This is a genomic window from Pseudomonas sp. NCCP-436, assembly GCF_019656335.1.
GTDB lineage: Bacteria > Pseudomonadota > Gammaproteobacteria > Pseudomonadales > Pseudomonadaceae > Aquipseudomonas.
Genome location: NZ_BPLZ01000005.1, coordinates 186,613 through 210,679, shown reverse-complemented (window position 1 = coordinate 210,679; position 24,067 = coordinate 186,613). Strand labels below are relative to the sequence as shown.

Sequence of the window (24,067 nt, the reverse complement as noted above, 5' to 3'; positions counted from 1 at the left end):
GTAAAAACTGTTTTGCGGTGTTATCATTCGCCGTGTCAGCCCCGCCGGGGCTTGTGGAATACCACCATGGACTTACCCAGTAGTTACTCAATACTCCCTTCGCACAATCGTGTAACACCTGATTGATCCCCACTGGCGTGCCCGCCAACTGGGGGTGGAGCGCGTCATGACTGAAGTAGAAGCAAAAAAACCGCAAGAGAGCCTGCAGGATCGCCTGGCGCAGGTGATCGATCTGTTGCATCGGCACAAGCTGGTTGAAGACCTCGCCCACCGTCAGGAGGGCGAGCATCAGGAACGGGTGGAAAGCCTGGTTCACCGGCAGAATCTAGCCGAGCTGCAGCGCAAGCTGGATGATCTCCACCCCGCAGACATTGCCTACATTCTCGAGGCTCTGCCGCTCGAAGAGCGTCTGACCGTCTGGCAACTGGTCAAGGCCGAGCGTGATGGCGACATCCTGCTGGAGGTCTCCGATGCAGTGCGCGAGAGTCTGATCGCCGACATGGACGATCACGAGATTCTTGCTGCGGCCCGTGATCTGGATGCTGACGAACTGGCCGATCTGGCTCCTGAACTGCCGCGCGACGTGGTTCACGAACTTATGGAGTCGCTCGACGCCCAGCAGCGTGAGCGTGTGCGTTCGGCTTTGTCTTATGAGGAGGATCAGGTCGGCGCGCTGATGGACTTCGAGATGGTGACCATCCGTGAGGATGTCAGTCTTGAGGTGGTGTTGCGTTACCTGCGCCGTCTGAAGGAGCTGCCTGGGCATACCGACAAACTGTTTGTGGTCGATTATGACGGCGTGCTCAAGGGGGTATTGCCAATCAAGCGCCTGCTGGTCAACGACCCGGAGAAGCAGGTGGGCGAGGTGATGGCCGATGATCCGGTTACCTTCCATCCGGACGAGGACGGTTACGATGCCGCTCAGGCCTTCGAACGTTACGACCTGATTTCTGCTCCGGTAGTGGATAAGAACGGCAAGTTGATCGGCCGTTTGACCATCGACGAAATGGTGGATCTGATCCGCGAGGAAAGCGAAAGCGAAGTGCTGAATATGGCCGGTCTGCGCGAGGAGGAAGATATCTTCGCCTCGGTCTGGAAGTCAGTGCGTAACCGTTGGGCATGGCTGGCGATCAACCTGGTGACGGCCTTTCTCGCTTCGCGGGTCATTGGCCTGTTTGAAGACTCGATCGAGAAGTTGGTAGCGCTTGCCGCGCTGATGCCCATCGTGGCGGGTATTGGTGGCAACTCCGGTAATCAGACCATCACCATGATCGTGCGCGCCATGGCCCTGGATCAGGTCAGTACCGGCAATACCGCGCGTCTGGTGCGCAAGGAGTTGGGTGTTTCCCTGATCAATGGCCTGCTTTGGGGGGGGGTAATTGGTGGGGTGGCCTACTACCTGTACGACAGTTGGTCGCTGGGGGTGGTAATGACCGCGGCAATGACGCTCAACCTGTTGCTGGCAGCGCTGATGGGGGTGCTGATCCCCATGACCCTGGCGCGTCTGGGGCGTGACCCGGCGATGGGGGCCAGCGTGATGATCACCGCGATGACCGACAGTGGTGGTTTCTTCATCTTCCTTGGGCTGGCCTCGATCTTCCTGCTGTAGTCGTAGGCAGCTCACGGGTATGGAGTCCGATTGTCGAAAGCTGGCCGTAATCTGTTTGTTGCGGCCAGATCCCTGCTCTCGGACTCAAGGTCGTACGCCGGCGGCAAGAGTGCTTGCTGAAGATTGGTGAGATACCGGTGGGGGAGGTGTGCGTCTGCGCTTGTTCTGGCGTTCGGTCTTGAAGGACGTAAGTTGCAGGCCTGCGTGGCAGTAAACGCTGCCTGGGGCCTGAGGTGAAGGCGGCCGGCCCGTGGGGGCCGGTCACTTCGCAGGATAGAGTCTGGTCAGGCCTTTTCGGCGGCCATTTCCGCGTCGTGGGCAATCAGCGCAATCAGCGCATTCTGCTGGCGACGCGACAGCTGACGGAAGCGCTGCAGCAGCTCACGCTCGTGCAGGCTCAGCTCCGGGCTGTCGAGACGAAGGTTGAGATTATCGTCCAGGGCACCTTCCTGCAGCATGCTCTGCTCCAGTCGGGCGATGATTTCCGAATTCATGCTGCGGTGATGGTTGCGCGCTACGTCAGCGATGCGCTCACGCATGCCATCAGGCAGGCGGACGACGAATTTGTCAGCCGTGCGGCTGGAATAGGTAGCCTGTTTCATAGGGCGTATACATTACCTGTTAGTTCGGGGAGCGACACTGATAGTCGGTTTCAAGATTGTCGAGGGTTTGACCGTCTTTCGCACTAGCAGTTCAATGGCAAATCGGATTCTGACAGGGTGGTCAGGGGCGATTTATTGACGCCAAATACACGGCGAATTGTGCTTCGGATAGAGGCTTTATGCCAGCACCGATTGTCAGAAATGCGTATTCCTCGGCATTGTCACATCACTCTGACAGTGCTGTCTGGCAAAGATTCCTTATTACGCTATCGACTGGCCAGCAAAGCTGGTCGTACGCGCTGCCTGAGTCAATTTCGGTCTGCTTGCTTAAGGCTTCCATGCCAGAAGGCGGCGGGGCAATTATCATAGCGCTCTTTGCTTGAACTGGCTGCCGTCTGGAGCTGTCGCGGGACGGGGTGCAAGCGTCAGGGGCGTGGTGATGCAGGGGCGGTTGATCTATTTGATGGGGCCTTCGGGGGCGGGCAAGGACAGTCTATTACAGGCAGCGCGTGAGTCGTTGCAGGCATTCGGCTGCCGTCTGGCTCGGCGCGTGATTACCCGCAGCGCCGAATCTCAAGGAGAAGATGCGCTGGGTGTGACGGTGAACGAGTTCGAGCGCCTGGAGCGGGCAGGGGCCTTTGCGCTGAGCTGGCGGGCCAATGGTCTGGCTTACGGCATTCCACGAGAGGTCGATGACTGGCTGGCTGCGGGCCATGATGTGCTGGTCAATGGTTCCAGGGCTCACCTGACTGCTGCCCGGCAGCGCTATCCGAATCTGTTGGCAATTCTTTTGCGTGTTGATGAGGGCGTTCTGCGTCAGCGTCTGCTGGCCCGGGGGCGGGAAACGCCGGAACAGATTGAGCAGCGTCTGGTGCGCAATCGCAGGTTGCAGGAGCAGAGCGTCGGTTTTCAGGCGCAGGGCTCGAATGACGGCTGCTTTGCCCCGCTGCTGCTGGAGAACTCCGGTCCCTTGTCGCAAACCGTTGTGCGGCTGTTGCAGTTAATTGAGAGCAACCGTCAGTGCGCCTGAAGTTCTTGCGGCCAAAGTGAGCAGGGGGGGCAGCTCATACTCGATGCATGAGAGTAGATGGCCGATGATGGCGCTTTGATTGCGAGTTGGCTCGCTTATTGCCTGAAGGGGAAGAACTGACAAGTAAGTGACGCCGAACGCATAGTGAGATCGGCGCTGAGGAGAGGTTCAGTGAGCGATCCACTAGCGATATCGGCAATCCAGGCCATGGGCGAGGGGCGCTGGCAACAGGCCGGTGCTTTGTGGCAAGCCTGCCTGGATGGCGACGAGCCGTTGACGGCTGCCGAGTACAATGCCTGTGCTCGTAGCTGCGAGCGTCTGGGGCAGTGGGCGCTCTATCGGTATGTCATTACCTGTGGGCTGGAGCATTTTCCGGAAGATCGTCCCCTGCAAATCCGGCAACAGCATGCCCGTGCGGTTGCACTTATGCACTCCGGCAGTTGGCAGGAGGCTTGGGAGTTGCTGGAGTCATTACGCAAGGAGGCACTTTCCTTCGATTGGCCGTGCGGTTTCTTCTACTGGAGTCGACAGGCTCGTTACGAAAAGACCCTGGCCTTGGTCGAGGAAACGTCCAAACGTCTGCAAGTACTCAACGAACTGTCATTGTTCAAGTCCAGTGAGCTTCTGCCTCAGCGTATTGCAGGCATCCTGCTGTGGGCGGACTGTCAAGGGTGGCCAGTACCCCTGCGAGCCGAATTCGGCCGTTGCGTGCAGCCGCTGATCGACTGTCTGCGCTGTTATGACCAGCCTGTTCGATTTATCGAGGATCCGGCGCTGCCGGCAGCGGTGGCAGATCTGGCAGCTTTCTGGCAAAGCAACGCAAAGGTGCTCAAAGCGCTGTCGGCAGGTGACTGCGAGTTCTTTGCGCGCTTGTTCCTGTGTTTCGGTTATCTGGATCTGTATCTGCAGCTAAGAAGAGAGTTCATCTCTGCGCTGAAGAGGTTGTTGGATTCAGGCAATAAGTCCAAGGTTGCCTTTGCTTACCGACTGGCGTTAGCCAACGAGCTGGGTGATTCAGCCGAATTCGTCAGGCTCAGTGAGATTGCCCAGGAACAGGAGGATACCCGGGAGTATGCGAGGATTTCGGCGATCTACCATGTGGGGCAGCCCTATGAGCGTGCTGTCGAAGATCAAGACAGGGATTTTGCCGAATATATCCGGGGCAAGAGCATCGCTATCGTCGGTCCGGTGGATGTCGGCCTGGACAGCGGAGCTGAGATCGATGGCTTTGACCGGGTCGTGCGTTTCAATCACCGGACAGGGCTGAGTTATGAACCTAGATGCTTTGGCAGTCGCACAGATGTGTCCTATTACGTCAAGGCGCTGCTGGGCAGGCCGGAACCGCCTCCTGGTCTGTTGGCCGGAATGTCGGAGCTTGATTACGTGGTGTTCATCAAGAATGCTGCTGAAGGCTGTGTCTGGTTGGAGCAGACAACATGCCGTAAACGAGAGCAGCAAGGCATTTGGAATTACCTGGATAATCCACTGTTGACGGGCTATGCCAACGCTGTGCCCCGGGCGTTGTTTGACCTGCTCTGTTTTAAGCCCAGTCGCGTCAAGCTCTTCTGTTCAAACCTGTACACGGGCATGAGCTATTGCCGGGAGTATCTGCACCTATCTTCGTTGGCACGCAACGGTGGGAATATTTTTCCCAACGCTTCCTTGCATGACCCTGTGAGCAACTTTGTTCTGATGCAGCGGATGGTGCAGCGTGGCCTGTTTGAGGTCGACGAGGTGTTGCAGGAGATCCTGTCCTGGCCAGTGGCGACCTACATGGATCGATTAAGCGCGGCGCATGCCAGGTTCCTGGCAAGACCGGCACGAGGACCGCTGCTTGAAGCCTAACACTGATGCCGTGAGGGTGCTGCACGTCGCTTCGTTTCAGGGAAACCTGGGTGACAGCGCCATGCATGATGGTGCCTATAGAACCCGGGGGGCGGACTGTCCTCGGCCGTTTGCTCATACTCCGCTGGAGGTGCGCGACTTCTTCCATTGGGGGAAACGTCGTTTCGACGAGGCCTTCGTCGACTATCTGAACACTTTTGATCTGGCCATTTTCGGAGGGTTGGTCGGTTTCGAGCTTTGGCGCGATGACACAATCAGTGGCATGCGTTTCGACATTGCGCCCGAGCTGCTGACGCGGATACGTATCCCGGTGCTGTTCCACGGCCTGGGCTGCGACGCTACCCGGGGCATGATGCGGGAGTCTACCCGGTCGCGCTGCCGGCGGTTTCTGGATATTGCGTATGAGCGCGATTTTCGCTTTTCCCTGCGCAACGATGGCAGCCAAGACATCCTGCGGGAAAACCTGGGAGCGGACTACATCGACGTTATGCCGGTCATTGCCGATGGTGGGTTGTTTGCCGATCCGCAACCGGCGCGTACGGCCAGTCTGTATCCGGCCCGCAAGCTTGTAGCGATCAATCTGGCCGGTGATATGGCGGATGTGCGTTTTTCCACGAAGGCGTCTTCGTCAGTGGGAACGCGGCCATCTCAGGATGCCTTCGTCCGGGAGATCTGCGGGCTGACTTGTGCGCTGCTGGAGGCCGAGGCTGGCGTGCGGGTGGTGTTTGTGCCCCATCTGCATGCCGACCTCGGTTTGATCGTTAAGGTGCTCGAAGGATTGCCTGACGAGTACCGGCGTCGGCATGTAAGTGTGGCGCCATGCCTTAATGGCGGCGATAGCTGGTTCGAGATATTCGATATCTACCGACAGGCGAATCTGGTCATCGGCATGCGCTTCCACGCATGCGTGGTGGCCGTAGGGCAGGGAACGCCGACGCTGGGTATCTCGACTCACCACAAGGTACAGGGTTTTTTCACTGGTCTGCAGCGGCCGGGCGATGCACTGAGCCTGGACACTGAAGAGTGGTCACAGCACCTGACCCGGCGGGCGCTGGAGCTGTTGCGAGATCCATCGGCCTATCACGGGGGGATCGCAGCTGAACTGGCCCGGCAGCGACAGGCGCTGAAGCAGTATCACGAAAAGATGTGGGCATGGCATATGAACTGGGTACAACGGATCGGTTAAGGGGTATTTAAATGAACACTGCAAACGGGTTTGACTTCGATTACATCCAGACCTCGCCCTGGCCGATCGTGCGCCGACCCATCGTGATCGCCGAAATCGGCATCAACCACAACGGTTCGCTGGAGATCGCCAGGAAACTGATCGATATGGCCTGCGAGGCCGGCTGCGATTTCGTCAAGTTCCAGAAGCGAACCATCGACATCGTCTATACCCCCGAACAGCTGGCCCTGCCTCGGGAGAGCCCTTGGGGCACCACCCAGCGTGAACAGAAGATGGGCCTGGAATTCGGTGAGCAGGAGTACGACGAGATCGACGCCTACTGCCGCAGCAAGGGCATCGGCTGGTTCGCCTCGGCCTGGGATATCGAGAGTCTGAAATTTCTGCGCAAGTACGACCTGCCATACAACAAGGTCGCCTCGGCGATGATCACGCACCTGCCGTTCCTCGAAGAAGTGGCGGGCGAAGGGCGGCCGACTTTCGTCTCGACCGGTATGTCCACTTACGAGCAGATAGATCAGGCCGTGGAGATCTTCGCTCGGCACCAGTGTCCCATCGTGCTGATGCACTCGGTCTCCGAGTACCCGGCCCCAGTGGAGCATCTGAACCTGTTGACCATCAACTCGTTGCGCGAGCGCTACGGCCTGCCGGTGGGTTACAGCGGCCATGAAACGGTGATGGCCAATGTGGTGAACTTTGCCACCCTGCTGGGGGCTGTGGCGTTGGAACGGCACATCACTCTGGATCGCACCATGTATGGCACCGATCAGTCTGCCTCGCTGGAGCAGGCCGGGCTGAAGAAGATGGTGGCCTACGTCAACTTTCTGCCGCTGATTCTGGGTGATGGCGTGAAGCGGGTGACCGAGGAGGAAGAAAAGGTTGCCAAGAAGCTGCGTTACTGGGAATGACGTATGAGTGAAGATTGCGCTCAGAACCTCACGGTACCCGCGTCAGGTGCAAGGGTCGTAGCCGTAATTCCTGCCCGTGGCGGATCCAAGGGGATCCCGCGCAAGAATCTGCTGCCGCTAGCGGGTCACCCGCTGCTGGCCTGGAGCATATTCGCTGCCATTGAGGCTCGGCATGTGGATCGGGTGATCGTCAGTACCGACGATGCAGAGATTGCCGCGGTCGCCCGGGATTATGGTGCGGAGGTCGTCCTGCGACCGGCCGAAATCAGTGGCGACAAGGCCCCGTCCGAGGCGGCGCTGATGCATGTACTGGATCATCTGGCACAACAGGATTGCCATCCGGAACTGCTGGTCTTTCTGCAGGCTACTTCCCCGCTGCGGCGTGGCATGGACGTGGACGGCACCATCGAGAGTCTGCGAGCCGAGCAGGCCGATTCCTGCTTTAGTGCCTGCGCTGAACACTTCACCGGGCGTTGGCGGCGCACGTCAGAGGGTAGTGTCGAGCCGGTCAACTTCCGTCCCAGGAGCCGGCCGATGCGTCAGGACTATCCGCTCGAATATCTGGAGAACGGCAGTATCTACGTGATGCGTCCCGAGCTATTGCGCCGAACCGGCAGCCGAATGGGTGGGCGGATTACGGTCTATCCCATGAATCCGGTGCAGTCGCTGCAACTGGACGAGCCGGAGGATGTAGCGTTGATTGAAGCCTGCATGGCAGCGCTGTCTATCCCCGGGCCGCAGTTGCCGGCGCTGCGCCGGCTGAGGGAAAGCCGCCTGCTGGTGTTCGATTTCGACGGGATCTTTACCGACAACCTGGTGTATGTCAGCAGCTCGGGCGAGGAGTCGGTGTGCTGCAGCCGCGCAGACAGCCTTGGGCTGGACTACCTGAAACGAGCCGGGCTGGCCATGTTGGTACTGTCCACCGAGACCAATCCGGTGGTGGCACAGCGCTGCCGCAAGCTGGGACTGGAGTGCTTCCCAGGGCAGGGAGACAAGTTGGTGACCCTGCATTCAATACTGGCGCAGCGGGGTTTGCAGCCTGAGCAGGTGGCCTACATGGGGAATGATCTGAATGATCTGGCCTGCATGGCGCACGTCGGTTTGGCTATTGCCCCTGCCGATGCCCATCCGGCGGTATTGCGTATCGCTCATCTGGTGACAGACAAGGCAGGAGGACGAGGTGCTATCCGGCAAGTGGCGCAGTGGTATCTCGGCCATGATTCGATGGCCTGATGATTCTCTGATGATGGATTTTTGCCCGGGGGACGCGTGAAACGTATAAGTGATTTCGACCAGCCACATCCGGCGGGCATTGACGAGCGCTTTCATGTGCTGGATGTATCGATGGTAGGGCGGGTGCTTTACTGGGACTACTTCTTCAAGCTGGTTCGTGATATTCCGGGCAGCATTGTCGAGTGTGGCGTGGGTAGAGGGCGTTCGTTGCTGATTCTCTCGGCGCTCAATTCGCTGTATGAGCCAGAGGAGGGCGGCGGACGAGACATTTGGGCCTTCGACAGCTTTGCCGGCTTCGATGAGCCAAGCCCGCAGGATGACTCGTGGCGCAAGCCTTGCAAGGGAGAGTGGGCTCGTTCGCCATCCGGTGCTTACGACTATACCCCGGAATTTATCGGCCAGTTGCTGAAGGAGGCGCAAGCTGATGTGTCTCGGGTCAACTTCGTCAAAGGCTACCTGAAAGACACGCTGCCCTCATATCAGGGCGGGCAGATCGCCCTGCTGAATGTGGATTGCGATCTCTACGAGCCCTATCGCAATGCTCTGGAGCATCTCTACGATAAGGTCGCACCGGGCGGTGTGATCGTATTCGACGATTTCAAGATCGAGCCGGATCCCTATGAGCGTTTTCCCGGAGCAAGAAAGGCTGTACATGAATTTCTCGGTGAGCGGGTAAAGGATCTTCACGAGAGCATCAAGGGCAGCCCGTACTACATCAAGCCGAAGAGCTGATTAACTGTGAGTCGTTGCTAACAGGAGACGTGCCATGTTCGGAGTTGTTTGTACTTGGGAGGCCTTCGGCATGTTTCCGCAGCGCTTCAGCGACCACACCACAGGAGGGCTGCTGTGAGGCGAGGGGCCGGCATGGCAAACAAACTGAACGATCTGGCATTGGAACTCCGGATGGTTGGCAGGTATCCGCGAGGGGGCAGGTAATGAATATGCAGCAGGAGTATTTCGTTCGCCGTGAGTTGCCGACTGACGCATCCTATGAAGAGTCGTACTGGGGGGTGATTACGGATCCGGACGGCAATGTGCGGGATCGCCGCGGGGAGCGGGAGCGTTACCTGCAGGACATCGCCACCGAACTGGCCTTCATCAATGCCCTGCCGCCCGGACGGATGCTCGATGTCGGCTGTGGGCTGGGCTTTCTTCTCTCAGGCGTGGCTGATGAGTGGGAGCGCCACGGCGTTGAGGTATCCGCCTTTGCGGCGGGGCATGCCGCGCGCTACGGGCAGATTCATCAGGGGCTGCTGGAGGAGGCTGGCTATCCGGATCGGTATTTCGATCTGGTGGTGATCTATCACGTCATCGAGCATGTGGCTGATCCGCTTGCCTTGCTGAAGGAAATCCGGCGAATCCTCAAGCCGGACGGCTGGCTGATTCTCGGCACCCCGGACTTCGACAGTGGTGCGGCCCGGCGCTACGGCGCCAGCTATCGTCTGCTGCATGATGTCACCCACATCAGTCTGTTCAGCAACGAGTCGATGCACCGCTTTCTGCGCGATCACGGTTTTCGCATCGAGCAGGTCGATTACCCCTATTTCGCAACCCGTTACTTCAACCGGGACAGTCTGCTGGCTCTGCTCGATACATCCAGGGTTTCGCCGCCGTTCTACGGCAACTTCATGACCTTCTACTGCCGGTGCGAAGCGCTGCCGGAACTCAAGGAGCGGGTTCAGAGCGCTTCAGGCTATCTGACTCGTCATGGCGATACGTTGCTGGCGTTTCAGCAGACATGCGGCGCACGCCTGGCCCGTCTGCTGGAGGCGGAAGGTGTCCCGGAGGTATTGGGTGAAGGCGTACTGGAGCCGGTTGCCCGTCGGCTGGTTGCGAGTTTGGCCTCAGTCGGTCGTGGCTGCAGCGGGACTGCGCCCTGTGTGCGGCTAAGCCATGGACCACAAGGTCTGCAACTGCGCCTAGAGGTAGTTGGTCAGCCGTCGGAGCTGTTCGAAGTGGTCTGTCCGGAGGACTATCTGCTGCTGACGCTGTTGTTCGAAGACATCGCCGAGCGGGTTGCGGCGTTGCTGGGCGAGGATTCCTGCCGGAGTGAAGCACATGGCTAAGACCGTCATTACCTATGGCACCTTCGATATGTTCCATATCGGCCATCTACGGCTGCTCAAGCGCATGCGCAAGTTGGGCGATCGAGTGATCATTGCCGTATCCACTGACGAGTTCAACGCGCAGAAAGGCAAGAGAGCGCTGATTCCCTACGCTGAGCGGCGGGAGATTATCGAGGCGCTGAACTGTGTGGATCTGGTGATTGCCGAGACGTCCTGGGCGCAGAAGGTTGAGGACATCCAGCGCTATGGCGTCGATGTATTCGTCATGGGCGATGACTGGCGCGGGTGTTTCGATGAGCTCAAGGCCTACTGCGAGGTGGTCTATCTGGAGCGTACTTCGGGTATCTCGTCTTCTGAACTCAAGCAGGCACTAGGACGGCTGATCGAGGCACAGCGCATCGACGAGCCGTCGGATTTGGCAATGATCGAAGGACTGCATCGCAGTCTGTCATGAGAATAATCGCCAGCCGGTAGCGGAGCATGCGGAAGGTCGCGTGGCTACTGGCGTAACGTGTACCGGCCGATTTCTGAAGTGGCTTGCTGAACAATCGGGGGGATGCAATGGAGTTTCTATCGGATTTGCTGAAGGTTTCCCGTTCGCTGGACAAGGATGAGCTGTACCGGTTCGCCGAATTGCTGCACAAGTACCGGGATAACCTGGCGCAGATATCTGATCGATTGTACAAGCGGTTTTGCCCGGAGCAGCAGCAGCGTTTCGTTGCCTGGTTCCTGAAGCGCTGGGCGAAGATCGACATTCTTTCACCCGATGAGCTGGAGCAGTACCAGAACATCGTCAGGCGTTCGTTTGCTCGGTACGGCGAGGAGTGCATCGACGGCAAGACTTACGTCCTTCGACGCTATGACTATGCCGGTTACGATTTTTCTCTGCTCGGTTATGACTGGTTTACCGGGGTGCACGACATCTACTTCGATCAGTACGCGTCACGGGGCTTCGATGTCAGACCGGGTGACGTGATCATTGATGGCGGAGCCTTCATCGGCGATAGCGCGGTACTGTTCGACGCCAAGACCGGTGGCAACTGCGAGATCCACGCTTTCGAGCTGTTCGACGAAAACCTGAAGTTGTTGCAGCGCAACCTCCAGCACAACGGCCTGATGGATCGGGTATTTGTCAACCGGCTGGCGCTGGGAGATGCCAGTGATATCGAGCTGTCGATCGGCGTGACCCGACTGCAGGCGTCGATGTCGCTGATGTATCCGGGCAGCCTCAAGGTGAAGATGGTGCGTCTGGACGACTACGTTAAGGAGCGAGGTCTGACGCGTGTCGATTTCATCAAGTTCGATATCGAAGGCGCCGAGATTCCGGCACTGGAAGGTGCGCGCGAGACGATAGAACGCTTCCGCCCGCGCATGGCGCTCTGCCTGTATCACAAGTGGGACGATGTCCTGACCATTCCGGCGTTTCTCGACAGCCTGAGCTTCGATTACGACTATGAGTTCAAGTGGGTTCAACTGAAGCTGGGCACCGAGGGTGTCATCCTGCTGACGCCTCGTGCGCAGGCGCGTACTGATTCTCCCGCGGTGCTTGAGGCGTCTCCGGGTGTCGGGGCGGCTTTACATGCGCTCGATGCCTACCGGCAGGAGTACGCCAGGAGCCAGGCCTTGTGGATGGAGCTGAAGGCACAGATGCCGGTCACGCTGTCTGATGTGCGGCGCGAGGCCGACCGGATCGTGCTGGAACTGCAGCGCGGCGAGTCGCTCGGCAGCGCCGAGGATCGCCTGCTGTTGCTGTCGCGTGCCGGCACGGACTGCCTTTCCTTGCCGCTTGAATATGCAGGGTCGAGCATTCGTGTCGTGCTGCCGGTCATCGGCGAGGCCATGAAAGGACGCTGGGATGTCTGGCTGGAGAGCGTTCGCGGGGAGCAGGTCATCGGTCGGCAGCGGGTGTTCGGCAGTGCTCAGACCGGCAGGCCGCGCCACTTTATCAACGAACGCTTCGGCGACTACGGCATTTCCGCCTACCTGACCGAAAGCGAGTCTTCCCTGGCGCTGTATGTGGATGAAGGGGCTCGCCATGAACGGGTGTGCGCCGAGGAGAGCGCCCGCCACAACTTTCCGAACTACCTGCGCGACTTGCCCTTGCGCGAGGATCTGGTTCTCTTCGAGAGCTTTCTCGGCAAGGCCTATGCGGGCAATCCGCGCTATATCTATGAAGTGCTGCGTCAGTTGCGGCCGGATCTGAAGTGCGTATGGTCTTATAACGGCGAGACGAGGATCCCGGGTGATCCGCAGATCGTTCGCAGAGGCTCGGCCGAGTATTTCCAGTTGCTGGCTCAGGCGAAGTACCGGGTGAACAACATCCGTTTCCCGGTCTGCGGCAAGAAGGACGAAACCGTCTACCTGCAGACCTGGCACGGCACGCCGCTCAAGCGCCTTGGCTACGACATCGAGGTGGACGGCCCCGAGGTCGCCGCGCGTGACGCCCTGTACCGGGAATCGCGATCCTGGAGCCTGCTGCTGAGCGAAAACCCGTATTCCAGCATGGCGCTATCCCGGGCCTTTCGCTATGACGGCCAGGTGCTGGAGGCTGGCTACCCGCTGACCGATGTGCTTCTCGAACCGTTCGAGGAGCAGTCAGAGCGCCTGCAGAAACTTGGTTTGCCAACAGGGCGGCGTTTCATTCTCTATGCACCTACCTGGCGCGATGATCAGGCTCTGGGCGCATGGCAGCATCGTTTCGACTTGCGCCTTGATCTCGAACAGTTGTCTGCGGGGCTGCCCGACGACTGCGTCTTGCTGATCAAGGCTCATCACCTGGTTTCCGAACAGCTGGACGCCGACAGCCTGCCGGATAATGTCCGCGACATGTCCTGGGTCGAGGACATCAACGATCTGTGCGTGCTGGCCAGTGCACTGATTACCGATTACTCCTCGGTACTGTTCGACTTTGCCGTAACCGGCCGGCCGATGCTGTTCTACTGCTATGACCTGGAAATCTACATGGGGGCGACCCGGGGGCTGTATCTGGATGTCGAGCGCGATCTGCCCGGGCCGATGGTGCGAGATACCGCTGCTCTGGTAGAGGAGTTGGCCGACCTGGACGGCCTGGCGCGGCGCTATCAGGCACGCTATGCCGAATTCCGCCAGCGGTTCTGCGCGCTCAATGACGGACAGGCCAGTCGCCGGGTGGTCGAGGCGGTATTCGGAGCCGCACCATGATCAGGGCTCTGGTATTTCCCTGTGGTTCGGAAATAGGCCTGGAGATTCACGCGGCATTGCGTTTCAACAAGGCCGTGCAACTGTTTGGTGTCTCTTCGGTGGCCGATCATGGCGAATATGTCTATTCTCGCTACCGCCAGATCGATGCCCGAGCCGACTCTGCCGACTTTGTCGAGCAGCTCAATGAGCTGATTGATGAGTGGCAGATAGATATTGTCATGCCGGCCCATGACAGCGTGATTCTCGTGCTGGCCGAGCAGCGTGCGCGGCTGCGGGCCGAGGTGGCGGCACCGATTGCGGAAGTGGCGCGCCTGTGTCGCAACAAGAATGCCACCTATGCCTTTTTCGCCGCATCCGGCTTCGTACCGCGAACGATTGCCGCACCGGCGCAAGGGATCTATCCCATTTTCGCCAAGCCGGCCGTCGGTCAGGGATCGCAGGGTGCGGAGCAGGTCAAGGACAGGCAGCGTCATCAGCAACTGCTCGACAGTGGCATCGAGCACGTGTTTTCCGAATACCTACCGGGTATCGAGTGCACGGTCGACTGCATCTCCAATGCGCAGGGGCAACTGCTGCATCTTTCGCCCCGTGTGCGCGAACGGGTCAAGTCTGGCATCAGTGTAGCGACTCGACCCATTGCGGTAGATGAGCAACTCAGACGTATCGCCGACAGCATAGCTTCAGCTCTGCAACTGCGTGGTGCCTGGTTCTTTCAACTCAAGCGTGATCGGCAGGGGGAATGGCGCCTGCTGGAAATCGCACCGAGAGTCGCCGGCTCCATGGCGCTGTCACGCAATCGTGGAATCAACTATGCGCTGCTGACTCTCTATGCCTACCTAGGCATGCCCTTCAGCGTTCTGGAACAGGATTTCCCCATCCGCCTGGATCGCGCGCTGACCAATCGCTTTCGGGTGGAGCACGACTATCAGCGTGTATACCTGGATCTTGACGATACTCTGATCGTCGAACAGCGTGTGCATCCTACCCTGGCGGCACTGCTGTATCAGTGGGCGGCGCAGGGGATAGAGGTGGTGCTGGTGACTCGCCATGCGGGATGCCCGCGGCAGACCCTGCGCAACTACCATCTGGCTGATTCGCTGTTTGCCGACATCATCCATATCTGCGACGAGTCGCCCAAGAGCTGCGTTATCGAGCGGGGCAGCCGGGCAATCTTCATCGATGATTCCTGGCGCGAGCGGCTGGATGTGAGCCGAGAGTGCGGCATTCCCGTGTTCGATATCGACGCTCTGGAGCAACTGCTGGAAACAAGGAGCTGACATGGATTGCAATCGCCCGGCAGCTTCGGATGATCTTCCGCTGCTGTCGATCGTAGTACTGGTTTACAACACCGCTGAGTACCTGGAGGAGTGCTTCGACTCTCTGCTGGAGCAGCAGTATAGGAATATCGAGGTCATTGCCATTGACGATGCCAGCACCGATGCAAGTCTGGAGATCTGCCGCGCCTACGAGGCAAAGGATGCTCGTTTCCGCTGCGTGGCGAAAGCTTCTAACGACGGCGGTGCGGTGGTCGGCAACCTGGGCGTGGGCCTGGCTCGTGGCGAGTACGTGGCGCTGGTTGACTCCGATGATGTGGTCACGGCGCAGGGTTATGCTCGGCTGATGGCCGAGGCGGTGGCGGCTTCGGCCGATATAGTGATTGGCCGAGCGGCGCGGCTGACCGAGAGCGGTATCTCGGCTGCAGCCTTTCTCTACGAACCCTTTGTCTGGGCGCGGCGCCGGACACTGGAGTCTGTGCACGAGTTTCCCGAGCTGATGCACGATGGCTTTTACTGGAACAAGGTTTTTCGCCGTACATTCCTTATTGAACATCATCTTGGGATGGTGCCGGGATTGCTCTATGCGGATCGTCCCTTTGTGCATAAGGCTTATTTCCACAGCCGCAAAACGGTGGTTATTCCGGATCTGGTGTATCTCTGGCGTAGCCGCCCATCCGGCGCGAGCCTATCCATCACACAGAACAAGTCGGCCAGCGCGAATTTCCTCGATAGGATGCGCTCGGTGGAGATCGAGTGGGCAGATTTCGAGGGTGTGGCTCAGGCCGACTCCTATCGCCGGATGATTGCGGTTTCAAACCTGCAGCGGGCACTGCACGTCAGCCACGAAATCGTCGCTTCACCGAGTTTTCGGACCGTTTTCGTCGAGGGTATGCAGCGTCTGTTGAGGCTCTACGGCGATCTGGACTATCGCTCGCTGGGGGTGCGCCGCTGTCTGTATCTGGAGTTGCTCAAGCGCAATGAGATCGGCGGACTGTGCTATCTGCTGGGGCTTCCGACCGGTGGAGATCTGGTAGAGCTGGACGGAGCCTGCTACTGGAAGCAGCCGTTTCTGGACAATGCCGAGTTGGAAATTGGGCGGGAGATTAGCCGGGTGGACTTCCCCACCATCGGCTTCTTCAATGTCAGCGAATTGACGCTCGCCAACGGGCAGCTTCGCCTGGGGCTTAGTCTGCATGACGCGGTGATGACGCGCTGCAGCCTGAGTTTCGAGTTGCATTCTCTGTACGGTGAGCGGACTCTGGCGTTCGAGGCTCAGGGGCAGATAGCGCCGCATCTCTATGGATTCTCGCTACCAGTGGCAGAGTTATCGCAGAACCCTGTAGCAGAGTCTGAATTGCTGGGGCTGGTGCTGAAATATACCTGTGGGCAGGCTCAAGGCTACTACCGGATAGGCTGGAGCCTGCTTGCGGCCGAGGTGCAGAGCCGTCTTCCGCTATCTGTCGGCAGTGGTCTGCAATTGCTTTACAGCGCGGAGGCTGGTGGCGTTGCCATACGGCTTTACTGAGTTTTTGCCGGTGCTACAGCGTCCCGGGTGGCTGGCCCTGTCGGGGTTGGGCCGTTTCTTGCTTTAATGCGTTCAAGGCTCCTTTCGGTGTTCTAGCATGACACAAAACATTCCTGTCACTCGCCCGCTGCTGCCGCCTCTGGAGGAGTTCCTGCCGTATCTGGAGCAGATCTGGCAGAGCGGCATTCTTACCAACGGTGGTGATATGCACCGGGCGCTGGAACAAGCGCTCTGCGAGTACCTGGGGGTTGAGCACATTGCGTTGTTTGCCAACGGAACACTGGCTCTGGTCACTGCGCTGCAGGCGCTGCGTATTACCGGGGAAGTCATCACTACACCATACTCCTTCGTTGCCACCGGCCATTCGCTGTTGTGGAACGGCATCAGGCCGGTGTTTGTCGATATCGATCCGCACAGCCTGAACATCGATCCGACGAAGATCGAGGCGGCTATCACGCCGCAGACCACTGCGATCATGCCGGTGCACTGCTATGGCAATCCCTGCGACGTGCGCGCCATCGAGGCCATCGCCGACAGCTACAACCTGCGGGTGATCTACGACGCCGCCCATGCCTTCGCGGTGCGTGACGAAGGCGGCAGCATTCTGCGTCATGGCGATCTGAGCGTACTGAGCTTTCATGCCACCAAGGTGTTCAATACCTTCGAGGGCGGGGCGATCATCTGTCCGGACGAGAAGACCTACCAACGCATCAATCACCTGAAGAATTTTGGTTTCGTCAACGAGACCACCGTGGTGGCGCCAGGTATCAACGGCAAAATGAGCGAAATCAATGCCGCCTTCGGCCTGCTGCAGTTGCGCTACATCGATACCGCGCTGGCCAGGCGGCGGGAGATTGACGCTCTCTACCGGCGGCGTCTGGCCGGGCTGTCCGGGTTGCGCTGTGTCGAACTTCAGGGCCAGAGTTTTGCCAATCACGCTTACTTTCCCGTGCTGATCGACGAGGGTTTCGCGCTGAGCCGCGATGGCCTGTACGAGGCTCTGCGGAGCCGGGGCGTCATGGTGCGCCGCTACTTCTATCCTCTGATCAGCGATTTCCCCATGTACCGAGGGCTGCCCTCGGCCGCGCCGGCCTGTCTGCCTGTGGCCGAATCCATATCCCGCAGCGTTCTGTGTCTGCCGATCTACCCGGATCTGCAGGATGACGAGGTCGAGTCCATCTGTGCCTTTATCCGGGAATCGGGTGAGCATCGGGGATGAGTGTCTGGTTTGCGCGCTGCCTGCTTACGGCCTGGTGGCTGTACGATCGGCTGCTACCGAAGCGAGTGGATCACTGGGCATTTTTCGTACATCCGCTGAAAACGGATCAGTTCGTCGAGAACGCCCGGGCGGTCTTTGAGCAGGTCAAGAATGATCCGGCCTGTTGCAAGGTGATCTTTACCCGCGGAACGGCAACCGAGCTGAATCTGGATGGTGGCAGCAACGTCCATCTGGTCGACCTGCAGAGCCTGCGCGGGCTGGCCTGGTTGAGCCGATGCGGGGTCTTGCTGCTAACCAACTCGGTCGCGCTGGATGCTTCCTGGCGTTGGCGCGATGGTCGTTTTGCCGTGCTCCGCCCCAGTCTTTCGCGGCGAATAGTGGTCAACCTGTGGCATGGCATCCCGCTCAAGCGCCTGTTCGCCCTGACCCGTTCGGAACTGCGGCGACATGTGGACCGGGTGGAGTTGCGACGCAAGGAGCGCGCTCATTACCGTGGGCTGATCAGTTCCTCGGATGTCGACAGCCATGCCATGGCAGCAATGTTCCATCCCATAGATCCGGCCAGCGTGTGGATTACCGGCCTACCGCGCAACGACTTTCTGCGTATGCCTGATGCGGCCCTGCCGGGCTTTCTGAGCAAGGAGGTGCAGGAGATCCGGGCACTGAAACGGGGGCGCAGACTGATCGTCTATGCCCCGACCTACCGGGAGAGCAGTGTCGAGACGGCCCGCTACTACCAGTTCAGTGACGAGGAAGTCGAACGTTTACGCGAGCTGTTGCGCCGGCATGACGCGGTGCTTGGCTTTCGCATGCACTACTTCCGCAAGGGCGAGCAGTTGTTCAATCTGGAACACTATGTGGATGACGACAGCATCATTGACCTCGGTCATGCCCGTATCAGCGAGATTGCTCCGGTGCTGCGCGAGGCCGATATGCTGGTGACCGACTATTCATCGGTCTATATCGATGCACTGTACATCGACAAGCCGGTATTTAGCTTCGCCTACGACCTGGAGCATTACCAGAGTCGGGAGAATGGCCTGCTCTACGACTTGCAGTTGGCCTTTCCCGGGCCGGTAAACCGAAGTTTCGATGAGCTGCTCGAGGCACTGGATCAGGAGTTGAGCCTTTCTCGGCAGCTTTCCAGTGAGCGTTACCGCATGGTGCGCAAGTTCTTTTTCAACTACCAGGACGACGGTAATTCCCGGCGCGTGGTGGAACGTTTGAAAAACCTGATGACAGAGGCACGAAATGTCTAATCAAGCGAGCGCTGACAATCCCCTGGTCAGCGTGGTCATGCCGGCGTACAAGAGCCAGTATCTGAACGAGGCGCTGGAAAGCATTCGTGCGCAGACCTACCGACCGATTGAGCTGGTCATCTGTGACGATGCCCGTGGCGATGAGGTTGAGCAGGTCGTTGAAGCCTTCCGCGCACAGGCTGATTTTCCGATCCGCTATGAGCGCAATATCAAGCGTCTGTGGGAGATGCGCAGCACCGCACGTGCGGTTTCGCTGGCGCAGGGCAAGTACATCAAGATCCTGCACGACGATGACATACTGCGAGCCGATTGCATCGAATCGCTTGTGAGGGTCATGGAGGCGGATCCGGGCGTGGCGCTGGCCAGCTCGCGCCGCCGGCGTATCGACGAGGACGGCAATCCGTTGCCGGATATCCTTGCAACCATCTATCCCTTTAGTGGCGATGTACTGATCGATGGCGCCGATCTGGTTTCCTTCCTTGCCGAGCACACGATCAACTTCATCGGCGAGCCCAGTACCGTGTTGTGCCGGCGAGAAGATCTGCTGACCTTCAGCGAAGGGCTTTCGGTACTCAATGGCGTGCGCATCACCTGGATCGCCGATTTGGCGATGTACGTGAAGCTGCTGCAGCGTGGCAATCTGGCCATGCTGGCCGAATCGCTGACCGATTTTCGTGTGTCCCGTGAGCAGTTCAGTCAGGCCGGCCGTGACCAACCGGGGATCGGTGAACAGGCTCATGCCGCCTTCCGTCAGGCCATCCGCGATCTTGGCTGGCACCGTGAAGGGCAGGGACAGACTGTGCGCGTGGCGGCTATTACCCAGCTCAGGGCGCGGGTGTTCAAACCGGTGCACTTGCTTGAGACCATCTACCGAGCCGCAGGCTATGGCAGCATTTCTCTCGATATCTGGTTGCAGGCGCGTAAACCCAGTGAAGTTCAGCAGCGGCTGATCGACCAACGCCTGGCAGAGCATGGCGGTGGACCGAAGATTGCCGTATTGCTGCTGGACGAGCAGGGTGATGCGCAAGCGCTGCAGCGTAGCTTTGATAGCCTGACTGCGCTCAATGGTCACGGCAACCTGCTACCGGTGGCACTGCTGCCTGCTGGTGTACAGGGGCCAGAAGGCTGCCGCTGCGTTTCGCTGCGTGAAGAGGGTGTGGCAGCGACCATTAATGGTCTGCTGGATGAGTTGAACGCCGATTGGCTACAGGTGGTGGAAGCTGGCGCAGAATTTACTCCCAGCGGGTTTCTGATCCTTTCGCTGGAGTTGTTGGGGGCTCCGGAAGGTTGCCTTGCGGTATATGGCGATGAAGTGGTGCAACTGGGCGAGGATGAGCGCGGCCTGGCGCTGCGCCCGGATCTGAATCTCGATATGTTGCTCAGCTTTCCAGGCGGGCTGTCCCCCCACTGGCTGTTCCAGCGTCAGGCCCTGATTGCCCGGAGGGGCTTCCGTGGCACAGCCTTTGAGCTGGACTATCAGTTGCGACTGATCCATGAGCTGGGCTTCGGTTGCATTGGTCATGTGGCCGAGCCGCTGCTGATCGCTCGAACCGGCTATCTGCGTGACGATGCCGCGCAGCGGCAGGTGATCGAGCAGCACCTGCAGGCTCGCGGCTATACCCGCGCCCGGGTGAATTCGCGTCTGCCTGGTCGTTATGAGCTTGACTACGGGCATCAGGAGCTGGCGTCCGTAAGTATCCTGGTCGAGGTGCGGGAGCGTCTGGCCGTGGCGCAGCGCTGTGTCGAGAGCGTGCTGGAGCACACTTCGCATCCGCAGTATGAACTGCTGCTGTTGCAGGGCAGCGATGAGCCGGCAGTATGTGAATGGCTGACTGCCGTAGAGCAGATGGGCGCAGATCAGGTGCGCGTGGTGCGGGCACGCGATGACCTGTCACGGGCCGCCTGGCGCAATCAGTCCGCCCTGCAGGCTCGTGGCGATTTCCTCCTGTGGCTGGATGGCTCAGCTGGCGTACTGGCCTCCGACTGGCTGCAGCAACTGCTCAACCATGCCCAGCGCCCGGAGGTCGGAGTGGTGGGCGGCAAGCTGCTGGCGGCTGACGGCAAGGTGCAGCATGGTGGGCTGATCCTCGGACTGGGCGGGCCCGTGGGGCCTGTGTTCCCCGGACTGTCCCATGACGATTCCGGTTACATGCAGCGCCTGCAGGTGGATCAAAATCATTCGGCACTGGCTGCTCAATGTCTGATGCTGCGCCGCGAACTGTTCATCGAGCTTGGAGGGTTTGACGAGTCGGCCGAGCTGGCGGCCTGGAGTGAAGTTGATCTTTGCCTGCGTCTGCAGCAGGCGGGGTATCTGAATGTTTGGACACCGCGCGTGCCACTTCTGGTGGATCTGCCAGCCGGGCGTGAGATGGTCAGTACGGAGGACGAGGATGCTCTCTATGCTCGCTGGCTGCCCCGGCTGGCCCGTGATCCAGCCTACAACCCTGGCTTTTCTCTGGTGCAGCCCGGCGGCTTCAAACTGGCTGATCCGGCACTGGCCTGGCGCCCACTTTCCTCCTGGAGGCCGCTGCCCACGGTGCTGGCACACCCTGCGGATCAATTCGGTTGTGGCCATTACCGTATCATGCAGCCGTTCACTGCCCTGCAGCAGGCCGGGATGATCGATGGGGCGCTGTCCTACGGCCTGATGCATGTCACGGATCTGGAACGCTACGAGCCGGACAGTGTCATCCTGCAGCGGCAAATCGGCGAGGATCGACTGGAGGCGATGCGGCGGATGAAGGCATTTTCCAGAGCCTTCAAAGTCTACGAGCTGGACGACTATCTGCCCAATCTTCCCCTGAAGAACCTGCATCGCGAAAGCATGCCCAAGGACATCCTTCGTTCGCTACGTCGCGGCTTGTCCTGCGTGGATCGTTTTGTGGTTTCCACTACTCCATTGGCCGAGGCCTTCGCTGGTCTGCACGAAGATATCCGGGTGGTGGAGAACCGTCTGCCGGTGAGCTGGTGGCAGGGGCTGCAGGGGCGCCGGAGGACGTCGGTCAGGCCGCGGGTCGGTTGGGCCGGTGGCTCCAGTCACACAGGCGATCTGGAGATGATTGCCGATGTGGTTCGGGAGCTGGCCGGCGAGGTGGAGTGGGTATTCTTCGGCATGTGCCCGGAGGCACTACGGCCTTACGTTCATGAGTTCCACGCGGGGGTTGAGATCACCCGCTATCCGGCCCTGTTGGCCAGTTTGAATCTGGATCTGGCTCTTGCACCGGTAGAGCAGAATTTGTTCAACGAGTGCAAAAGTAATCTGCGTCTGTTGGAGTATGGCGCCTGTGGGTTCCCGGTGATCTGCAGCGATATCCGTTGCTATCAGGACGACAGCCTGCCGGTGACCAGGGTGAAGAACCGATTCAAGGACTGGGTCGATGCTATCCGCATGCATCTGAATGATCCAGATGCCAGTGAGCGCATGGGCGATGAGCTGCAGGCTCGGGTACGGCGTGACTGGATGCTGGAGGGAGACAAACTGGAGTTGTGGCGTCAGGCCTGGCTGCCGGACTGAGGACTGTAGGCTGCAGAGCGCAGTCGGTAATGACAGGCCCAGGCCATTCATGGTTTGACGCCGATTCAACGGACGGCGGGCCTGTATCGATTGCGTACAGGCCTGATGCTTCTCGCTTCGGGCAAGTGAGGCGCATGAGAGCGCAATGGAGGCATCGTTTGCCGTCACTGAGAGCGGATTTGTTAGTTAGGTTATTGTTTTATAAGAAAAAAATAGGAATGGTGAAAAAACTGCAAAAAAGCCTAAAGCTCTGACGGAAAGCGCCGATACAAGAGACGAATGCGAACTTTATGGGTGCCTGGGCACTGCCCGCCCGAGGTCGCAGGCTCAGGCAAACAGCTAGGTCCGATGGAGGACAATCATCATGGCTTTGACCGTCAATACCAACATTGCGTCCCTGAATACTCAACGCAATCTGAATACTTCGTCCAAGGCTCTGGATACTTCCCTGCAGCGTCTGTCCACCGGTTCGCGCATCAACAGCGCCAAGGACGATGCCGCCGGTCTGCAGATCGCCAACCGTCTGACCAGTCAGATTAATGGCCTGAACGTTGCGGTCAAGAACTCCAATGACGGTATTTCCATGGCGCAAACCGCCGAGGGAGCTCTGCAACAGTCCACCAATATTCTGCAGCGCATGCGCGATCTGGCTTTGCAGGCAGCCAACGGTTCCAACAGTGATGAAGAGCGTAAGGCCCTGAACTCGGAAGTGAACGAGCTCAAGAAAGAGTTGAACCGTATTGCGAATACCACCACTTTCGGTGGTCGCAAACTGCTCGACGGTACTTTCGAAACCACTACCTTCCAGGTTGGTAGTGCGGCCAACGAAACCATCAGCGTCAAGATTGACGAGATGAGCACCGAGTCGCTGGAGGGTAGTTTCGCCTCTGGCAGCATTTCTGCATCCTCCATTGCCTCTTCTAAGGCTGCCGCCTCCGGTGCCATTGCCGTCAAAGTGCAGATGGAGGGGGGGGAGATTCGCACCTTCACTGCGACTTTCGCCAGTGGCGCAACGGTGAAAGAGCAGGTTCAGGCACTGGCAACAGTGATCAACGACGCCAATATCGGTGTGGGCGCCTTCATCAACGATTCCGGCGACATCGACCTGGTCACCTCGCTGACTTCTGGTGCAGTGGGTGCTTCCAGCACCAATATTGCCAGCTTCACCTTTGCCAGTGGCGCGACTGTGGCGGCGGCAAAAGCGGCAACTGGAACCAACATTGCGGTCGCCAATGTGGAAAGCGGTAACCGAGTGGACGACATCGATATTACCGATGTTATCGGTTCGCAGAAGGCAGTCATCGTTATCGACCAGGCCATCCAGGCGATTGATGCTCAGCGCGCCGATCTGGGTGCTGTGCAGAATCGCTTCGAAAATACCATCGCCAACCTGCAGAACATCTCGGAGAACGTATCGGCGGCCCGCGGCCGGATTCAGGACACTGACTTCGCCGCAGAAACGGCTAACCTGACCAAGAACCAGATCCTGCAGCAAGCCGGTACTGCGATCCTGGCCCAGGCCAACCAGCTGCCACAGGCGGTACTCAGTCTGCTTGGCTAAGCGAAGTGGGCGACAAGGATGGGGAGAAAGGGTAGCCTTTCTCCCCATTACCTCAT

Annotated in this window: 17 protein-coding genes; 16 read left to right on the top strand and 1 reads right to left on the bottom strand. The window is 59.1% G+C overall.

The features are described 5' to 3' along the window. The first annotated feature begins 166 nt into the window (after positions 1–166). Positions 167–1,609, top strand: coding sequence for a magnesium transporter (gene mgtE, locus NCCP436_RS08165; RefSeq protein ID WP_220803488.1), 1,443 nt, complete (start codon positions 167–169; stop codon positions 1,607–1,609). A 284-nt stretch (positions 1,610–1,893) separates the two neighbouring features. Here the strand turns inward: mgtE and NCCP436_RS08160 are convergent, their stop codons facing one another. Beyond that, positions 1,894–2,220, bottom strand: coding sequence for an Arc family DNA-binding protein (locus NCCP436_RS08160; RefSeq protein WP_220803511.1), 327 nt, complete (start codon positions 2,218–2,220; stop codon positions 1,894–1,896). A 430-nt stretch (positions 2,221–2,650) separates the two neighbouring features. Between NCCP436_RS08160 and phnN the strand changes: the two genes are divergently transcribed. The 15 genes from phnN to NCCP436_RS08085 all read left to right on the top strand — a co-directional run bounded on the left by phnN (position 2,651) and on the right by NCCP436_RS08085 (position 24,011). Next, complete coding sequence (gene phnN / locus NCCP436_RS08155; RefSeq protein ID WP_220803487.1) at positions 2,651–3,241, top strand: phosphonate metabolism protein/1,5-bisphosphokinase (PRPP-forming) PhnN; 591 nt, start codon at positions 2,651–2,653, stop codon at positions 3,239–3,241. Between the two features lie 171 nt (positions 3,242–3,412). Next, complete coding sequence (locus NCCP436_RS08150; protein WP_220803486.1) at positions 3,413–5,086, top strand: hypothetical protein; 1,674 nt, start codon at positions 3,413–3,415, stop codon at positions 5,084–5,086. After that, entirely contained in the window at positions 5,076–6,272 is a 1,197-nt protein-coding gene (locus tag NCCP436_RS08145) for a polysaccharide pyruvyl transferase family protein (RefSeq protein WP_220803485.1), read from the top strand. Before NCCP436_RS08150 ends, NCCP436_RS08145 begins: the two co-directional genes overlap by 11 nt. 11 nt (positions 6,273–6,283) lie before the next feature. Further along, the gene (locus tag NCCP436_RS08140) at positions 6,284–7,177 is read left to right on the top strand and encodes an N-acetylneuraminate synthase family protein (protein ID WP_220803484.1); all 894 of its coding nucleotides are present in this window, start codon (positions 6,284–6,286) and stop codon (positions 7,175–7,177) included. Positions 7,178–7,180: 3 nt separating this feature from the next. Then, positions 7,181–8,410, top strand: a complete 1,230-nt coding sequence (locus NCCP436_RS08135; protein WP_220803483.1) for an acylneuraminate cytidylyltransferase — start codon at positions 7,181–7,183, stop codon at positions 8,408–8,410. Between the two features lie 36 nt (positions 8,411–8,446). Then, complete coding sequence (locus NCCP436_RS08130) at positions 8,447–9,142, top strand: TylF/MycF/NovP-related O-methyltransferase (RefSeq protein ID WP_220803482.1); 696 nt, start codon at positions 8,447–8,449, stop codon at positions 9,140–9,142. Between the two features lie 203 nt (positions 9,143–9,345). Then, positions 9,346–10,476: a class I SAM-dependent methyltransferase gene (locus NCCP436_RS08125; RefSeq protein ID WP_220803481.1), complete on the top strand. Its 1,131-nt coding sequence runs from the start codon at positions 9,346–9,348 to the stop codon at positions 10,474–10,476. Next, positions 10,469–10,930, top strand: coding sequence for an adenylyltransferase/cytidyltransferase family protein (locus NCCP436_RS08120; RefSeq protein ID WP_220803480.1), 462 nt, complete (start codon positions 10,469–10,471; stop codon positions 10,928–10,930). Before NCCP436_RS08125 ends, NCCP436_RS08120 begins: the two co-directional genes overlap by 8 nt. 107 nt (positions 10,931–11,037) lie before the next feature. After that, the gene (locus NCCP436_RS08115) at positions 11,038–13,656 is read left to right on the top strand and encodes an FkbM family methyltransferase (RefSeq protein ID WP_220803479.1); all 2,619 of its coding nucleotides are present in this window, start codon (positions 11,038–11,040) and stop codon (positions 13,654–13,656) included. After that, positions 13,653–14,933 (top strand): ATP-grasp domain-containing protein, encoded by a 1,281-nt coding sequence (locus tag NCCP436_RS08110; RefSeq protein WP_220803478.1) that lies wholly within the window; start codon positions 13,653–13,655, stop codon positions 14,931–14,933. The genes NCCP436_RS08115 and NCCP436_RS08110 overlap by 4 nt, the downstream gene beginning before the upstream one ends. Before the next feature lies 1 nt (position 14,934). Continuing rightward, positions 14,935–16,458, top strand: coding sequence for a glycosyltransferase (locus NCCP436_RS08105; RefSeq protein WP_220803477.1), 1,524 nt, complete (start codon positions 14,935–14,937; stop codon positions 16,456–16,458). A 97-nt stretch (positions 16,459–16,555) separates the two neighbouring features. Next, on the top strand, positions 16,556–17,677 hold the full coding sequence (locus tag NCCP436_RS08100; protein WP_220803476.1) for a DegT/DnrJ/EryC1/StrS aminotransferase family protein: 1,122 nt from the start codon (positions 16,556–16,558) through the stop codon (positions 17,675–17,677). Next, a complete protein-coding gene (locus tag NCCP436_RS08095; RefSeq protein WP_220803475.1) occupies positions 17,674–18,936 on the top strand; it encodes a CDP-glycerol glycerophosphotransferase family protein in 1,263 nt (420 codons plus the stop codon). The genes NCCP436_RS08100 and NCCP436_RS08095 overlap by 4 nt, the downstream gene beginning before the upstream one ends. Continuing rightward, positions 18,929–22,450: a glycosyltransferase gene (locus NCCP436_RS08090; RefSeq protein ID WP_259651470.1), complete on the top strand. Its 3,522-nt coding sequence runs from the start codon at positions 18,929–18,931 to the stop codon at positions 22,448–22,450. Before NCCP436_RS08095 ends, NCCP436_RS08090 begins: the two co-directional genes overlap by 8 nt. A gap of 364 nt (positions 22,451–22,814) precedes the next feature. Beyond that, positions 22,815–24,011, top strand: coding sequence for a flagellin (locus tag NCCP436_RS08085; RefSeq protein WP_220803474.1), 1,197 nt, complete (start codon positions 22,815–22,817; stop codon positions 24,009–24,011). Positions 24,012–24,067 lie beyond the last annotated feature (56 nt).

Bases quoted from the DNA above. Each gene is read 5' to 3' on its own strand.
- NCCP436_RS08100 (WP_220803476.1), top strand. From the start codon at position 16,556: ATGACACAAAACATTCCTGTCACTCGCCCGCTGCTGCCGCCTCTGGAG.
- NCCP436_RS08120 (WP_220803480.1), top strand. From the start codon at position 10,469: ATGGCTAAGACCGTCATTACCTATGGCACCTTCGATATGTTCCATATC.
- NCCP436_RS08090 (WP_259651470.1), top strand. From the start codon at position 18,929: ATGTCTAATCAAGCGAGCGCTGACAATCCCCTGGTCAGCGTGGTCATG.
- NCCP436_RS08085 (WP_220803474.1), top strand. From the start codon at position 22,815: ATGGCTTTGACCGTCAATACCAACATTGCGTCCCTGAATACTCAACGC.
- NCCP436_RS08115 (WP_220803479.1), top strand. From the start codon at position 11,038: ATGGAGTTTCTATCGGATTTGCTGAAGGTTTCCCGTTCGCTGGACAAG.
- NCCP436_RS08110 (WP_220803478.1), top strand. From the start codon at position 13,653: ATGATCAGGGCTCTGGTATTTCCCTGTGGTTCGGAAATAGGCCTGGAG.
- NCCP436_RS08105 (WP_220803477.1), top strand. From the start codon at position 14,935: ATGGATTGCAATCGCCCGGCAGCTTCGGATGATCTTCCGCTGCTGTCG.
- mgtE (WP_220803488.1), top strand. From the start codon at position 167: ATGACTGAAGTAGAAGCAAAAAAACCGCAAGAGAGCCTGCAGGATCGC.
- NCCP436_RS08125 (WP_220803481.1), top strand. From the start codon at position 9,346: ATGAATATGCAGCAGGAGTATTTCGTTCGCCGTGAGTTGCCGACTGAC.
- NCCP436_RS08095 (WP_220803475.1), top strand. From the start codon at position 17,674: ATGAGTGTCTGGTTTGCGCGCTGCCTGCTTACGGCCTGGTGGCTGTAC.
- phnN (WP_220803487.1), top strand. From the start codon at position 2,651: ATGCAGGGGCGGTTGATCTATTTGATGGGGCCTTCGGGGGCGGGCAAG.
- NCCP436_RS08135 (WP_220803483.1), top strand. From the start codon at position 7,181: ATGAGTGAAGATTGCGCTCAGAACCTCACGGTACCCGCGTCAGGTGCA.
- NCCP436_RS08140 (WP_220803484.1), top strand. From the start codon at position 6,284: ATGAACACTGCAAACGGGTTTGACTTCGATTACATCCAGACCTCGCCC.